Here is a 15,638-nt window from a genome sequence, read left to right as displayed (position 1 = left end):
CAAAAATGGCATAGCGTTGGCACCATGAGTTAAAGCGAACGAAGCAGCGAAGCCATTCGCTCATTCAACATTCACTCATTCGCTCATTGAACACATGGATCGCGCCTTACCAAAACGTTTCTGGACCAGTCAGCGAATCGCTCTTGCCGGGGGTAGTATGCTGCTGCTCAGCATGCTACTCTATACATTCGTCTTCGCCGACCGGCGTTCAACACTCAATGTTGAAAAGGATAAAATCACCGTGTCAACCGTCTCGACGGGTCCATTCGAAGACTTCATCGCCGTAACGGGCGTGGTGCAGCCGCTGAAAACAATCCGGCTCGACGCTATCGAAGGTGGCTACGTGACGCAGAAGCTGGTGGAAGGCGGCAGCACGGTTCGCAAAGGCGACGTACTGCTGAAGCTGGAAAATCAGAGCCTGAAACTGAGTTTTCTGCAATCGGAAACGGAAGCAAACCGGCTCGTCAACGAATTACAGAACACCCGACAACGGCTTCAGATCGAACGGTTTACGCTCCGCAAGAACCTCGCCGACCTCGACGCTCAGATCGAACAGGCCAAAGACACATACGATCGGCAGAGCAAACTCTACAAAGATAAAGTGGTGTCGGAGGAAGATTTCCTGAAAGCCAAACGGGCCTACGAACGGCTAGTGGGTCAACGGAAAATCGACATGGAGTCGCAGAAGTATCAGGAAGACAACGCCAAAATTCAGATCAAACAGCTCGAAGGCACGCTCAACCGGACACAGCGCAACGTGGCTCTCTGGCAGCAAACGCTCGACAACCTGGTGGTGAAAGCACCCGTATCTGGTCAGCTATCGAGTATCGACGTCGAAGTGGGATCGAATATCAACCGGGGACAGAATATCGGGCAAATCGACGACATGAACGGCTTCAAAATGCGCGTCGGGGTCGATGAACATTACATCAGCCGGGTCTTTACGGGCCTGAACGGTTCCTTCGAGTTCAACGGCAAGACTTTCCCGCTAAGCATCAGCCGGGTGTACCCCGAAGTAAAAAGCGGCCGGTTCGAGGTCGACATGATTTTCCCGCAAGGGGCTCCCGAAGGCATCAAGCGTGGCCAATCGTCGCCGATACAATTGGAACTGGGCAAAGCGGCCAAGGCCACGCTGCTGCCGGTGGGCGGTTTCTTCTCCGACACGGGCGGCAACTGGGTGTACGTCGTGGACAAGACAGGCAAACGGGCCATGAAGCGCAATATCACGCTAGGCCGCAAAAATCCCGAATTCTACGAGGTGCTGTCGGGTCTCGAATCCGGCGATCAGGTCATCACCAGTTCGTATGAGAATTTCGGAGAGAATGAAGTACTTAATTTTTGACCGCTGATTGTTTTGAACCGCCGGGCGGCCCCGTATGATTCGTCTGATTATTTGATTCCGCTGATTTCAGAAAAAGAAAAAATCATGGTCTATCAAAGCAATCATCTAAAATCACAGTTCAAAACTTTCTGAACTATGATTACAACTGATTATGTGATTTCGCTGATTAAAAGAAAAAATCACAGCCTATCAAAGCAATCAAATAAATCACACGGGGCCGCCCGGCGGTTCAAGATAATCACAGTTCAAGACAACCATAAAAATCACAGTTCAAGACAATGATCCAAATCGTCAACCTACAGAAATTTTTCACTACCGAAGAAGTCGAGACGACAGCGTTGAATGGCATATCCATGTCGGTGAAAGATGGCGAATTCGTTGCCATTATGGGACCTTCGGGCTGTGGCAAATCTACGTTGTTAACGATTCTCGGCCTGCTCGACAATCCGAGCGAAGGCGACTACAACTTTTACGGCACGGAGGTCGCCAAAATGACCGAACGGCAACGGGCCCAATTGCGAAAGGGCAGCATCGGGTTTGTATTCCAAAGCTTCAACCTGATCGATGAACTAACTGTCTATGAGAACGTTGAACTACCGCTTCTGTACCTGAAAACGCCCGCCGACGAGCGCAAACAGCGTGTTGAGGAGGTGCTGGAACGGATGAGCATTATGCACCGACGGAATCACTTTCCGCAGCAACTGTCGGGCGGTCAGCAGCAGCGTACGGCGATTGCGCGGGCTGTCGTTGCCAAACCCAAGCTAATCTTGGCCGACGAACCGACGGGTAACCTCGACTCAAAAAATGGGGAGGAAGTGATGAAACTTTTGGGCGAACTGAATGACGAAGGCACGACAATTATTATGGTTACTCACTCCCCCTACGACGCGGGTTTTGCTCACCGGATTGTCAACCTGTTCGACGGCAAAGTAGTAACAGAAAATTTCCACGTCTGACCGCTGATTGTTTTGAACTGTCTTGAACTGTGATTTTTTTGATTATCTGATTTCGCTGATTCTGGAAAAAGAAAAATCACAGTCTATCTGAGTAATCGTTATTAATCACAGTGCAGACAATCTTGAACTATGATTAATAATGATTACTCAGATTTCGCTAATTCAAAGAAAAAGAAAATCATAACCTATCAGCGTAATCAAACGAATCACAGTTCAAGAAAATCAAACAAATCACAGTTCAAGACGCCACAAACATAATTACTATGAAACCGCTCTTCCTCGCTCTACTGCTTGGTATCTCTTTTGCCGCAACGGCGCAAACGTCGACCTATTCGAGTACGCATTCCAGCATCAACGACACCGACAAAACGCTGTCTATTCAGATCAACGGGCAGCGCAACGGACGGGAGTTCGCCTACAACCGGACGTTCGACGTGCGGGGCCTGAACAAAACCCAGAAAGAAGCCATCAAAAATCGGGTGCTCGACTCACTGGGGCTGGGCGAGAATCCGCCCGCTCCGCATCGTCCGGAAGCGGCTATAAACGCTACCGGCGAAGTACCCGTAACGTTCGTCTGCCCGACATGTGAGGGGCGTGTAAAGCTGATGGTTAGCGGCCCCACGACTATTACCGAGGAGTTCGACGCACCGAAAAACAAGGGTCGTTTTCCCCGCACGCTGACGCTACTACCGGGCGAGTATCAGTACGAATACTGGCAGAATGGCGTGCAGCAGATGCGACTGCCGTTTACGGTAAAAGCGGGCGAAGGCAACGAAGTGAAGGTGAAATAGCTCTATCTACAGAAAGCTGTTGAGATCGAGTTGCAGGATGTCGGAAAACGACGATTCGGTGGTCAGGCCACCGTCGCCTTTGCGGTAGCGCAGCCATTGACCGGTTTTGTAATTGTAAATAAACCCTTCAAGGATACCATAGGCTTCGTCTTCAATCAGCTTGATCACTTTGCCTGTATCGTGTTTGAGGCCACTTTTCTGGCATACTTCGACGATAAGACGCGTCTGCTCATTGGAGTGATCGTAGAGAATTAAATCTGGTACTGGACTGGCATACCCCTCGGTAAGCATCGTTTCCGGCAGAGGTTCGAATGGGATCCGACCAGACTGATAGAGCGGGTATAATCCGGCGGTGAGTCGGGCAATAACGCTCTGGTGAATGATGGGGGCATTGACGCCCATCTTATCCTCCAGAACAAGATACTGTAGGGATCTTGGCGGTGGATATTCTTTCATAGTCAACAGAAAAAGTACGCTTCTTCTCAAAGTTAACCAAAAGTCCATGCTCCGCAATTACCTCAAAATCGCCCTGCGAACGCTCTGGAAAAACCGGACGCATACGCTCATAAATCTGGTCGGGCTGTCCGTCGCGTTTGGTACGTGTATACTCCTGTTTCTGACGGCCACGTTCGAGCTTTCCTACGACCGGTTCCACGCTGATGCCGACCGTATTTTCCGGCTCAACTTCCTGGAAACGAACCGCGACGGTACCCCAAATCCCAGCGCGACGATGCCTTTCCCCATCACGCCCACCTTGCAGGCCGAATTCCCCGAAATCGAGGGCGTCACCCGCTGGTTCGACAACAGGAAGTACGTGCGCTGGCAGGACAAAACGTTTGGCGAGGACGTCCGGCTGGTGGATAGCGATATACTGACGATGTTCTCGTTTCCCATGCTGCGGGGCAACGCCAAAACCGCCATGACGGGCCTGAGCAACATCGTTATCAGTGAGAAGATGGCAAAAGCTGTGTTCGGCACCCAAAATCCGATGGGCAAAACGCTCGAACTGCGGCTAAACGAACAATGGCAGCCCTTTACTGTGACAGGCGTGACTAGCAACGCACCGGAGAATTCGTCGCTACAGTTCGACGCCCTGATCTCGAGCCGAAACGCGGGCGATTATCAGCCGAATAAAGACAGATGGGATCATGGCAGTCATACCGTTTTTGTGAAGCTGAAAGTCGGTTACACGCCCGCGATGCTGCAACACCGGATGCAGGCGTTTATGAACAAGTATTTTGCGAAGGAGGTCAGCGAACGAACCGGACAGGGTTACCCAAAAAATAGCCTCGGTTTCCAGAAAAGCCTGTTCCTGCAACCACTGACGGATGTCCATTTCGACACCGCTACGACTTACGGAAACGGCACAAGCCGGGTGTACGTGTATAGCCTGCTGGCCATCGGGCTGTTTATCCTGGTCATCGCCTGTATCAACTTCATCAACCTCACCATCGCGCAGTCGATTTCGCGGGCGCGGGAAGTGGGCGTCCGCAAGTCGCTGGGGGCAAAACGGGGGCAGCTATTCGGGCAAATCTGGGGCGAAACGCTACTGCTGGCGGGTGTCGCGCTACTGCTGGGGCTGGGCATGGCCTACGGGCTACTACCCACATTCAACAAACTGTTTCGCAGTACACTGACCATCCAGAATTTCCTGACACCAACCGTATTGCTCGTTACGGGGCTGGGCTTTCTGGGCATCACACTCGTGGCTGGTGGGTATCCGTCGTGGTTCGTTACCCGGTTCAATGCAGTTGAGGTGCTGAAAGGCAAGGTAAAGGTCAGCAAGCCGGGCGCACTGCGCAATACACTCATCGTGACGCAATTTGCCATTGCCTGTCTGCTCATCGTCTGTACGCTCATCATGCGGCAGCAGGTAACTTACCTGCAACAACGACCAATGGGCCTGAATAAAGAACAGCTCATCAGCGTACCGATCAGCAGCGACCTCAACGGCACCACCGCCCTCCGGCAGATGCGCGACCGGCTGGCCAATCAGCCCAACATCGTATCGGTGACAGGAACGGGCGTGAACATCGGCTCCGGGCTGGACGGCAGTTCGTCGCGCTGGATGGTTGGGTTCATGTATGATAAACGCGAAGTGTCCTGCGACTGGCTGCGCATCGATTTCGATTACCTCAAAACGCTGGGTATCAAACTCAAAGCTGGCCGCGATTTCTCCCCTCAATACAGCACCGATTCCACGTCGAGCATACTGGTTTCGGAAAGTATGGCCAAGCGACTGGGCGAAGCCAATCCGGTGGGCAAGTACATCGAACCCGATTCGGGCAGGAAGTACCAGATCGTGGGCGTCTTTGCCGATTTCAACCTGTATTCACTGCACCAGAAAGCCGAACCCATCGTCCTGCAAATGTTGCCGGAACAGCGCATCGACTACGTGCTGGTTCGGGTGAATCCGCAGAACCTGACGAGCGCGATGGAAACCGTAAAAGCGGCCTGGAATCAGGTCGACCCGCGCAACAACTTCGTCGGTTCGTTTGTCGATGAAAACGTGGAGCGGTGGTACAAGAAAGAGCAGCGGCTATCCACTATTTTCTCGTCGGCAGCCGGTATCGCCATCCTGCTGTCGTGCATGGGTTTGTTTGCCGTCGCGCTCATCAGCATCGAGCAGCGGACCAAAGAAATCGGCGTGCGCAAAGTGCTGGGTGCGTCGGTCACAAGCATCGTGGCCCTGCTGGCGGGCGATTTCCTGAAGCTGGTGCTGGTCGCGATTGTGGTTGCGTCGCCCGTTGCGTGGTACATGATGAGCCGGTGGCTGGCCGACTTCGCCTACCGCATCGACATGCCGTGGTGGGTATTTATCCTGTCGGGCGCCATGGCGGTGGTGATTGCCTTCCTGACTATCTCGTTCCGCAGCGTCCGGGCCGCCCTGATGAATCCCGTCAAATCACTCCGTTCGGAGTAAATCCACCACCATCATGCTTCGCAACTATCTCAAAATCGCCTGGCGGAACCTGGCCAAGAACCGCGTCTATTCGTTCATCAACATCGGCGGCTTATCCGTCGGGATGGCGGTGGCTATACTGATTGGTCTGTGGGGCTGGGACGAACTGTCGTTCAACAAGTCGTTTGACCATTACGACCAGATTGCCCGGGTTATGCAGCATCAGACCTCCAACGGGCATATTGGCACGCAGGAATCCATCCCGGCCATATTGGGTGCCGAGTTACGCACCAAATACGCCACTAGTTTCAAACGCGTGGCCATGGCTAGCGGGGAGGGTGACCGGATTCTGTCGTATGGTGAGAAGAAGCTCACACGGTCGGGCAACTATATGGGTCCTGATATGCCCGAAATCCTGTCGCTGCGTATGCTGAAAGGCACCCGGCAGGGCCTACGGGAAATGAATTCCATCCTGCTGTCGGCGTCGACGGCGCGGGCGCTTTTCGGCGATACCGATCCGATGGGCAAACTCATCAACATTGAAGGGAGAGCTGATGTGAAAGTGACGGGTGTTTACGAAGACCTGCCCTTCAGCACGGAGTTTCGGAACCTCACCTACATCGCCCCCTGGGACCTGTTTGTGTCGATTAGCCCCTGGGTGAAACGATCAATAGACAACCAGGAATGGGGTAATAACTCATTCCTGTTGTTTGTTCAGCTTGCCGACAACATCGATATGCCGACGGCGAGTGCGCGCATCAAGAACGCCAAGATGGTCAACGTACCAGCCGCCGACCGGAAATTCAACTCGACGCTGTTTCTGCACCCGATGAGCGACTGGCGGCTGTACTCAAACTGGGACGAGGGCGTGCAGACGGGCGGCTATATTCAGTACGTCCGGCTGTTTGGATTGGTGGGTATTTTCGTGTTGCTGCTGGCGTGTATCAACTTCATGAACCTGAGCACGGCCCGGTCTGAAAAGCGCGCCAAAGAAGTCGGCATCCGCAAAGCGGTTGGGTCATTACGGAGTCAGTTAGTAAATCAGTTTTTCAGCGAGTCGATTCTGGTCGTCGTGCTGGCGTTTGGTGGTACCATTCTGCTGATTCTGGTCCTGCTACCCTGGTTCAATACGGTGGCCGACAAACGCATTACATTCCCCTGGTCGGAAGCCCCGTTCTGGCTGGTCAGCCTGGGCTTCGTGGGTGTCACCGGGCTATTGGCGGGTAGCTATCCCGCTTTTTACCTGTCGTCGTTTCAGCCCATCAAGGTATTGAAGGGAAGCGGTTCCGCTCTGCGGTCGCGCGTAGGTGGACTGGCGGCTGCTCCGCGCAAAGTGCTGGTCGTGGTTCAGTTTACGGTTTCGCTGACGCTGATTATCGGTACCATCATCGTGTACCGGCAGATTCAGCACACCAAAAATCGGCCGCTCGGCTACGACAGCAACGGCGTAGTCATGATGGAGATGATGTCGCCAGCCTTTTACGGCAAATACGAGCTGCTGAAAACGGAACTGACCAAGACGGGAGCCATTCAGGAAATAGCCGAATCGTCAAGTCCGATGACGGGTGTCTGGTCGAACGATAGTGACTTTAGCTGGCCGGGCAAAGACCCCGCCCTCGACCCGGATTTTTCAAAAATTTTTGTCACGCATGATTTCGGCAAAACGGTGGGCTGGCAGTTCAAGGAAGGCCGTGATTTTTCGCGAGCGTTCACCACCGATTCATCAGCGATCATCGTTAACGAAGCAGCCGTAAAATTCATGGGGCTCAAGCACCCGATTGGTACGGCCGTCAAATGGGGTGGCCGTTTCGACCCCAAAATCAAGGATTTTACCATTGTGGGTGTAATCAAAGACGTACTGGCTGAATCGCCCTATGAACCGGTGAAGCAGGCGATTTATTTCATGGATTACGAAAACGCAAACTGGATTATGATTAAGCTTAATCCAGCCAGAAGCGTGAGCGAGTCGATGGCTGTTATCGAGGCTACGTTCAAGAAATACGTACCATCGGCCCCGTTCGGGTATCAGTTCGCCGATCAGGAGTTCGGCAAAAAGTTTGCATCGGAAGAGCGGATCGGCACGCTGGCAGGTGGCTTTGCGCTACTAGCCATTTTCATCTCCTGCCTGGGTTTGTTCGGTCTGGCATCATTCACCGCCGAGCAGCGCACCAAAGAAATCGGTGTACGGAAAGTGCTCGGTGCTAGCGTACTGAGCCTATGGGCACTACTCTCGCGAGATTTCATAATACTGGTAACTGTCGCCAGCCTGATCGCGATGCCCGTCGCCTACTACTACCTGAACGACTGGCTGAACGGCTACAACTACCGCACCGACCTGTCGTGGTGGATTTTTGCGGGAGCAACATTAGGTACACTAATTATCACCCTGCTGACAGTCTCGTTCCAGAGTATCAAAGCCGCGCTGATGAATCCGGTGAAGAGTTTGCGGAGCGAGTAAATCACGCACCAATAATCTGCTGCCGGTACGACTTGGGCGTGATGCCTTCCAAGGTTTTAAACAGACGCGAGAAATAGTACGGGTTGGCAAAGCCCGCCTGTTCGCTTACGTCCGAAACCGTCAGGGTGGGGTTAGTGAGCAGTCTCCGGGCGAGGCCGATGCGCTCTCGGATGATAAACTCGACCGGCGACAGGCCAAAGGTGTCGCGAAAGGCGCGGAAGAAATTCGACTTGCTCATGCACGCTTTCCGGCACAGTTCCTCCACGCCGATTTTCTCCGTCAGGTGTTCGCGGATGTAATCGACGACGACCGCTAGCCGGTTGTCGGTCATGGGTTCTTCGTGAACGACGGCCATGTTCTGCGTCTGAATCACCCGGATGAGCAACGATTTCAGCGTTAGGTCGGCGAGGGCGTCTTTGGCGGGGTCGTCTTCCATGCTGATGCTGATGAGCTTGCTGATGACGCTGGCCAGTTCGCGGTTGTTGTAGAAATGGTATTGGCTGAAATTTAGCTTCCACTCTCCTGCCCCGCCGGTACGCGGGTACTGCTCGTTCAGAAAATTCAGCGTCTGCTGCACCACCTCCCAGTTGAGCGCGATAGTCGCGCACTGCACGGGATGCTTATCGCTGGCTTCGGGAAAATCAACTTTCATCGACACGCCTTCGGGCAGAATCACGGTTTCGCCCGGCAAAAAGCTGAACCCCGGCTGCTCCGAGAGGTACATCACTTTCCGCCCCCGCAACATACTGGTAATCACCAGCCCGTCGTACGACAGCACCACGTCGGAGCAGGGCTGGTAGGTTTCGAAGATGTTTAGCTCGCACTGATTCAGGCTATACACCCGCCGGTTTTCGACCAGCGAGGTCAGGGTCGTGGCGTCCGACAGGTTGATGGGTGACAGAGGAAATTTCGCGGGCAGAGCGTTGGGGTTGTGCATAGCTGAGTAACGGTGAAACACGGGAGCGAATTGCCAGATTATCAATTCATAACAGTAGACAATTGTACTGTTTTTTGGCACTATAGTGCAAATTCTGTCGGGGCTGGCTGGCTAGTTTTGCTGAACACGCGCCATTGTGCACTGGCGTTGTTTCACCAAAACCCCGAAACCGTTATGGGTATCACCCTCGAACAGGCTGAGAAAGCCGTGCAGGCCGCTAAAGCCAAATCCGCCGAAATCAATACGCTGATGAACATCGCTATCGTCGACGCTGGAGCCAACCTCGTTGCCTTCGCCCGTATGGACGGCGCGTGGCTCGGCTCGCTCGACATTGCCCAGAAAAAAGCCCGCACGGCCCGCTATTTCGATGCGCCTACCGGCGAAATCGGGAAGCTCACGCAGCCGGGCGGCCCGCTCTATAACATCGAGCACTCCAACGGCGGACTCATTACGTTTCCGGGTGGCCTTCCTATCACCGACGCCAGCGGCACCGTTATCGGGGCTATTGGTGTATCGGGCAGCACGGTCGAAAACGACCACATCGTAGCCCAGGCCGGTGTCGATGCACTTGCTTAATTAAAAGCCGCGGCCCCTCCCCGCCAAGGAGGGGTAACTATTTCCAAAACCCCAACCATCTTATGTGTCAGAATCATGGCGTTGCGTACATCGAACCCGGCGTGGTCGAGGTACAGAAAATAGAATACCCCAAGCTGGCCCTCGGCGACCGGCAGTGCCACCACGGGGTTATTCTGCAAATCGTGTCGACGAATATCTGCGGTAGCGATCAGCACATGGTCCGGGGTCGGACAACGGCCCCCGCCGGGCTGGTGCTGGGCCACGAAATTACGGGGCTGGTGATTGAAGCCGGGCGCGACGTGGAGTTTATCAAAGAGGGCGATCTGGTTTCGGTACCGTTTAACATCGCCTGTGGTCGGTGCCGCAACTGCAAAGCTGGTCAAACGGGTATCTGCCTGAACGTAAACCCCGGCCGGGCGGGCGCGGCTTACGGCTACGTCGACATGGGCGGCTGGGTTGGCGGACAGGCCGAATACGTAATGGTACCTTACGCCGATTTCAACCTGCTCAAGTTTCCCGATAAAGACCAGGCGATGGCCAAAATCCGCGACCTGACGCTCCTCTCCGACATTTTCCCGACGGGCTACCACGGGGCCGTGATGGCGGGCGTGGGACCGGGATCGATTGTGTACGTTGCGGGTGCCGGTCCGGTGGGGCTGGCCTGCGCGGTATCGTGTCACCTGCTCGGCGCGGCCGTGGTGATGGTGGGCGATATGATCCCGGAGCGGCTGGAACAGGCCAAATCCTTCGGCTGTGAAGTCATCGACCTGCGGAAAGAAACCCCGCTGGCCGACCAGATTGCTGAAATCGTGGGCGTTCCCGAGGTCGACTGTGCCGTCGATTGCGTAGGGTTCGAAGCGCGCGGCCACGGTCATGATTCCGGTACTGAACAGCCCGCTACGGTACTGAACGCAGCCATGACCATCACGCGGGCGGGTGGTGCCATCGGTATTCCCGGTCTCTACGTGACGGGCGACCCCGGCGCGTCGACGGAAGCCGCCAAAGAAGGCAACCTCAACATCCGAATCGGGCTGGGCTGGGCAAAGTCGCACTCGTTCTACACCGGTCAGTGCCCCGTGATGAAGTACCACCGGCAGCTGATGAACGCCATTCTGTACGACAAAGTACAGATTGCCAAAGCGGTCAACGTCGAGGTTATCAGCCTCGGCGATGCACCACGCGGCTATAAGGATTTCGACAAGGGCGCGGCCAAGAAGTTTGTGATCGACCCGCACGGCCTGATTCCGAACTGATTTTCCCCTGACTAAATCAGCTCACAAATCCGAGGCGATGTACCAGCTACATCGTCCCGGATTTTTTGCGCTGTGGCCTGTTCATTACTGGACAAAATCTGTCCACTATCGGACATATTTTTTGATAAAAACGCCGTCAGGGAGCAGAAATGGCCGTTTTACGGTGGTGGCATAGTAGTTGACTTTCCGTTGGTCAGCTTTCTACTATCCCAACGGCTATGTTTCGAAACTACCTCAAAGTCGCCTGGCGAAATCTGATCCGCAACAAAGCGTTTTCGGCCATCAACATAGTCGGGCTGGCATTCGGGCTGGCTACCTGTCTGCTCATCGGTCTGTATCTGCTCGATGAATTGAGCTACGACCGCTTCAACGCCAACGCCGACCGGATGGTACGGGTCGTATTTCGGGCGGTGATGAATGGTGGGGAGATCAACGAAGCCAGCGTGATGCCACCCGTAGCGCAGACACTCAAAAAAGACTACCCGGAAGTAGAAGCCGCTACTCGCATCCGGACCGCCGGCGCACCCGCCATCACGGTTGGTACCAAGACCTTTCGGGACGACCAACTGGCCTACGTCGACACTAATTTCTTTCAGGTATTCTCGCTCCCGCTTGTTCAGGGCGATGCCAAAACCGTCCTGAGTCAGCCCAACACGGCCGTAATTTCAGCAGATTTGGCCAGGAAGTATTTTGGTAATGCAAACCCGGTCGGGCGGTTGCTGACGATTAAAAGCTGGAACACACTCGTCCGGATTACGGGCGTCATCGAGAAAGTGCCCACCAACGCGCATTTCCATTTCGACCTGTTTCTGTCGATGGCGGGCGTTGCGGAAGCCAATTCGACCTCGTGGATGACGTCGAACTTTTACACCTATCTGGTACTGGCGAAGGGCTACGACCCGAAGCAACTGGAAGCCAAACTGCCGCAGACGGTCAGCACCTACATGGGGCCGCAGGTGCAGCAGGCGTTCGGTATGAGCATGGCGCAGTTCAGCCAGAAAGGAAACCGGCTAAGTCTGCGGCTACAACCCCTGACCGACATCCATCTGCACTCGAACCTGACGAGCGAGCTGGAAGCGAACGGCGATAGTCAGTACGTCTACATCTTCGGGGCTATCGCCCTATTTATGCTGCTGATTGCCTGTATCAACTTCATGAATCTGAGTACGGCGGGCGCGTCGAAACGAGCCAGGGAAGTAGGCGTACGCAAAGTAATGGGGTCGGCCCGGCAAAGTCTGACAAATCAGTTTCTGATCGAATCGCTGCTGCTCACGATGGTTGCGCTGGTGCTGGCGGTGGGTATCGTATGGCTGGTGTTACCGCTTTTTAACGAGCTGGCGGGCAAAACGCTGGCGTTACAGATCGGTGACGCAGGCTGGCTGCTACCAATGCTGCTGTTGCTGGGATTGCTGGTGGGGGTTCTGGCGGGTAGCTATCCTGCTTTTTTCCTGTCGTCGTTCAAACCGATTACCGTGCTGAATGGGGGCCAGCGTGCCGGTAACCAGGGTAGCCTTGGGTTACGTAGCGGTCTGGTGGTGGTTCAGTTTTTCATTTCCATCATCCTGACTATCGGTACCACTGTTGTTTACCAGCAGTTGAATTACATCCAGCACAAGAAGCTTGGCTACACCAAAGAGCAGGTGCTGGTCCTGCCCGATGCGTGGCAACTGGGCCAGAAAGCAACGGTTTTCCGCGACCAGATTTTGCGGGACCCTCGCGTAGCCAACGCCAGTATGTCGGGGTATCTGCCAGCGGGGCCGAGCAACACTAACAATTACCTGATGCACCCGGGCAGCAACCCAACTCAGTTGATAAAGGCAATCCGATACGATGTCGATTATGCGTACATCCCGACGCTGGGTATGCAGCTAGCGGCTGGTCGCAATTTCTCAAAAGCCTACGGTACCGATTCATCGGGTGTGATTCTGAACGAGACAGCCGCCCGGATTCTGGGATGGGACGGCAACGCTATCGGCAAGACCATCGGACACACGGAGAGTGATGATACGCAGAAAACGTACACGGTCATTGGCGTGGTAAAGGATTTTCATTTCCGGTCGTTGCACGAAGCGATCGCCCCGCTGGTGATGGCGCTCACGCCTGACCAGGGAACACTGATCGTTAAGGTAAAAACCGACGATGTGGCCGGGTTACTGGCATCGCTGAAAACCGAATGGGAAAACCTGGCTACGGATACTCCCTTTACGTATTCCTTCCTCGACCGGCGATACAACGAAACGTACCTGGCTGAGCAGAAAACCGGCCGGATTCTGGGCATTTTCGCCGGACTAACCATCTTCGTCGCCTGCCTGGGTCTGTTTGGGCTGGCGGCCTTCACGGCCGAGCAGCGCACCAAAGAAATCGGCGTTCGCAAGGTACTGGGGGCCAGCGTAGTCAGTATCATCACCCTGCTTTCCAGAGATTTTGTCAAACTGGTACTGATTGCCATCGTCATTGCCAGTCCGGTCGCCTACTACGCCATGAACCGCTGGCTTTCGAACTTCGCGTATCGCATCGACATCTCGTGGTGGGTATTTGTGCTGGCGGGTTTGCTGGCCGTAAGCATTGCCCTGTTGACGGTCAGCTTTCAAAGCATCCGGGCGGCACTGGTCAACCCGGTGAAGTCGCTGCGTTCTGAGTAGAACGGCAAGATTTTGCGGCTACCATCCGCATTCGTCCCATTTTTCGACCGGTTCAACCCATTTTCCCCACGAGTGCATGGCCCCACTCTAGCTTTGATCAAAAATCGAGCAACAGCCATGCAGGACCATTCACGCACACGATACGTAGAACCGTTATTTCTGATCGGCCTGGCCACTGTTTACGTCGTCCGTCGACTGATCGCCGAGGTCAATCAGTTAAATGGGATGATTGGCCTTTCAGCCAGTGGCAACGGCATTTCGGCTGGTACCTATTGGCCGGATCTGGGCAATTACGATCACACGTTGAACAACAATATCCCCCTGATTCTGGGCGTCGGCCTGTTTCTGGGTGCCTGGGCTGCATTTCACTACCTAGCGTATCCGCGTCTGTCGGAAGAAATGGGGAGCCGTACAGGCTGGCTGTACGTCGGGCTGACGATCGTGCTGCTGCTGTCGAGTGCGTTTGTGTACCACTACCTGAAGCTGCACGTCCGGTACAAACAACTTGAGACGGGAGACATTTACGGGCTTCAGGCTTATTCGCTCTACCGGAAACGAACCGTGCTGGCCGATGCCATCGGGCTGGGGATTCTGCTGGCTACGTACGAGATCATCCGGGGCTACTACGCGTACTTGTCCGACAAAACCCAGCAGGAGTCGTTACCTGTTCTTCGCGTCGTCGGGTATCTGTTGATCAGTGGTATCACTGTCTTACTGGTGTTTTTCGCGATGGATCTACACCTGCCTCCCACCTTATGGCAGGGTACGTTCCGCGATATTTTGCAGATTTTGGGACTGGGCATTCAGGTTCATTTTTTCCAGTCGTTCATTTACAGAACCATACTCAGCAAATCGGCTGATCTCAGGACAGTTTCGCCCTACACACTAGGCGTCTTTCTGCTGGCGGTCCTTGCTGCAACGACCGTTATCTGGGAGGCTGGCACCCAGTTTTATTACCACGCCCTCGACCCGATTATTACGTTCAGCGCCATCGTCGTGCTTTGTTCGGCTGCGATTGCCTACGGACGCCGGGTGCTGAACCGCGAGAAACTAGTCCTTCAAACGCAGATATCTGCCAAGTCGGCCGAACTGTCTAGCCTCCGCGCGCAGATCAACCCACACTTTCTGTTCAATGCGCTGAATAGTCTGTACGCAACGGCGCTCAAGGAAAACAGCGAAAAAACCGCCGACGGCATTCAGAAGCTGGGCGATATGATGCGGTTTATGCTCCAGGAAAATAATCGCGACCGTATACCGCTCGACAAGGAAGTCGAGTACCTGCACAACTACATCGACATTCAGCGAATGCGCGTCGACGAAACCCACCCCATCGAAATTCGGGTGAACATTCAGCAGCCTAACCGTGAGATCTACCTCGCTCCCATGCTACTGACGCCGTTCGTCGAAAACGCGTTTAAGCACGGCATCAGCTTGCGGAACCCCTCCTGGATTTTTATCACGCTCACGCTGGACGCAACCAAGCTGTATTTCAAAGTTCACAACTCGCGCCACCCCCGCCCGGCCGAATCGACCGACCCCGAACGAGAACAGTCAGGCGTCGGGCTGGACAATGTTCGCAAGCGGCTGGAGCTGATTTATCCGGGCCGGCACACGCTCGACATTCAGCAGTCAGAACAGGACTATTTCGTCTCACTGACGCTGGTATACTGGTAAGCTGAACCTGTCGGACCGGCACGTACCTGAAAGTCGGTCGCTGATACCCAACGCTACCAAATAGAGCCGTTCCAGCGAAACCCAAACTCATACAGTCACTTAACTTA

The 15,638-nt window shown here is 54.4% G+C and carries 11 protein-coding genes; 9 read left to right on the top strand and 2 right to left on the bottom strand.

Annotated features, from left to right (window positions below):
- Positions 1-94: 94 nt before the first annotated feature.
- The 3 genes from HH216_RS09650 (at position 95) to HH216_RS09640 (ending at position 3,089) form a co-directional block, all read left to right on the top strand.
- The gene (locus HH216_RS09650) at positions 95-1,342 is read left to right on the top strand and encodes an efflux RND transporter periplasmic adaptor subunit (RefSeq protein WP_169550629.1); all 1,248 of its coding nucleotides are present in this window, start codon (positions 95-97) and stop codon (positions 1,340-1,342) included.
- A 278-nt stretch (positions 1,343-1,620) separates the two neighbouring features.
- The gene (locus HH216_RS09645) at positions 1,621-2,298 is read left to right on the top strand and encodes an ABC transporter ATP-binding protein (RefSeq protein ID WP_169550628.1); all 678 of its coding nucleotides are present in this window, start codon (positions 1,621-1,623) and stop codon (positions 2,296-2,298) included.
- Positions 2,299-2,561: 263 nt separating this feature from the next.
- A complete protein-coding gene (locus HH216_RS09640) occupies positions 2,562-3,089 on the top strand; it encodes a hypothetical protein (protein ID WP_169550627.1) in 528 nt (175 codons plus the stop codon).
- Positions 3,090-3,095: 6 nt separating this feature from the next.
- On the opposite strand, the gene HH216_RS09635 is transcribed toward HH216_RS09640, so the two are convergent.
- The gene (locus HH216_RS09635) at positions 3,096-3,545 is read right to left on the bottom strand and encodes a Uma2 family endonuclease (protein ID WP_169550626.1); all 450 of its coding nucleotides are present in this window, start codon (positions 3,543-3,545) and stop codon (positions 3,096-3,098) included.
- Between the two features lie 46 nt (positions 3,546-3,591).
- Between HH216_RS09635 and HH216_RS09630 the strand changes: the two genes are divergently transcribed.
- Entirely contained in the window at positions 3,592-6,012 is a 2,421-nt protein-coding gene (locus HH216_RS09630) for an ABC transporter permease (RefSeq protein ID WP_169550625.1), read from the top strand.
- Positions 6,013-6,025: 13 nt separating this feature from the next.
- Complete coding sequence (locus HH216_RS09625) at positions 6,026-8,449, top strand: ABC transporter permease (RefSeq protein WP_169550624.1); 2,424 nt, start codon at positions 6,026-6,028, stop codon at positions 8,447-8,449.
- Position 8,450: 1 nt separating this feature from the next.
- On the opposite strand, the gene HH216_RS09620 is transcribed toward HH216_RS09625, so the two are convergent.
- The gene (locus tag HH216_RS09620; RefSeq protein ID WP_254448757.1) at positions 8,451-9,386 is read right to left on the bottom strand and encodes an AraC family transcriptional regulator; all 936 of its coding nucleotides are present in this window, start codon (positions 9,384-9,386) and stop codon (positions 8,451-8,453) included.
- 174 nt (positions 9,387-9,560) lie between these two features.
- On the opposite strand from HH216_RS09620, the gene HH216_RS09615 reads away from it, so the two are divergent.
- From HH216_RS09615 to HH216_RS09600, 4 genes are all read left to right on the top strand, one after another.
- Complete coding sequence (locus tag HH216_RS09615; protein ID WP_169550623.1) at positions 9,561-9,962, top strand: GlcG/HbpS family heme-binding protein; 402 nt, start codon at positions 9,561-9,563, stop codon at positions 9,960-9,962.
- 62 nt (positions 9,963-10,024) lie between these two features.
- A complete protein-coding gene (gene fdhA, locus HH216_RS09610; protein WP_169550622.1) occupies positions 10,025-11,215 on the top strand; it encodes a formaldehyde dehydrogenase, glutathione-independent in 1,191 nt (396 codons plus the stop codon).
- A gap of 218 nt (positions 11,216-11,433) precedes the next feature.
- Positions 11,434-13,857 carry an ABC transporter permease gene (locus HH216_RS09605; RefSeq protein WP_169550621.1) on the top strand — a complete coding sequence of 808 codons (2,424 nt, stop codon included), beginning with the start codon at positions 11,434-11,436 and terminating at the stop codon, positions 13,855-13,857.
- A 117-nt stretch (positions 13,858-13,974) separates the two neighbouring features.
- Positions 13,975-15,531, top strand: a complete 1,557-nt coding sequence (locus HH216_RS09600) for a sensor histidine kinase (RefSeq protein ID WP_169550620.1) — start codon at positions 13,975-13,977, stop codon at positions 15,529-15,531.
- Positions 15,532-15,638 lie beyond the last annotated feature (107 nt).

Origin of the sequence: Spirosoma rhododendri (genome assembly GCF_012849055.1) — a bacterium.
Taxonomy (GTDB): domain Bacteria; phylum Bacteroidota; class Bacteroidia; order Cytophagales; family Spirosomataceae; genus Spirosoma; species Spirosoma rhododendri.
Note: the sequence above shows the minus strand (reverse complement) of the source record. Positions and strands in the feature narration are given on the sequence as shown.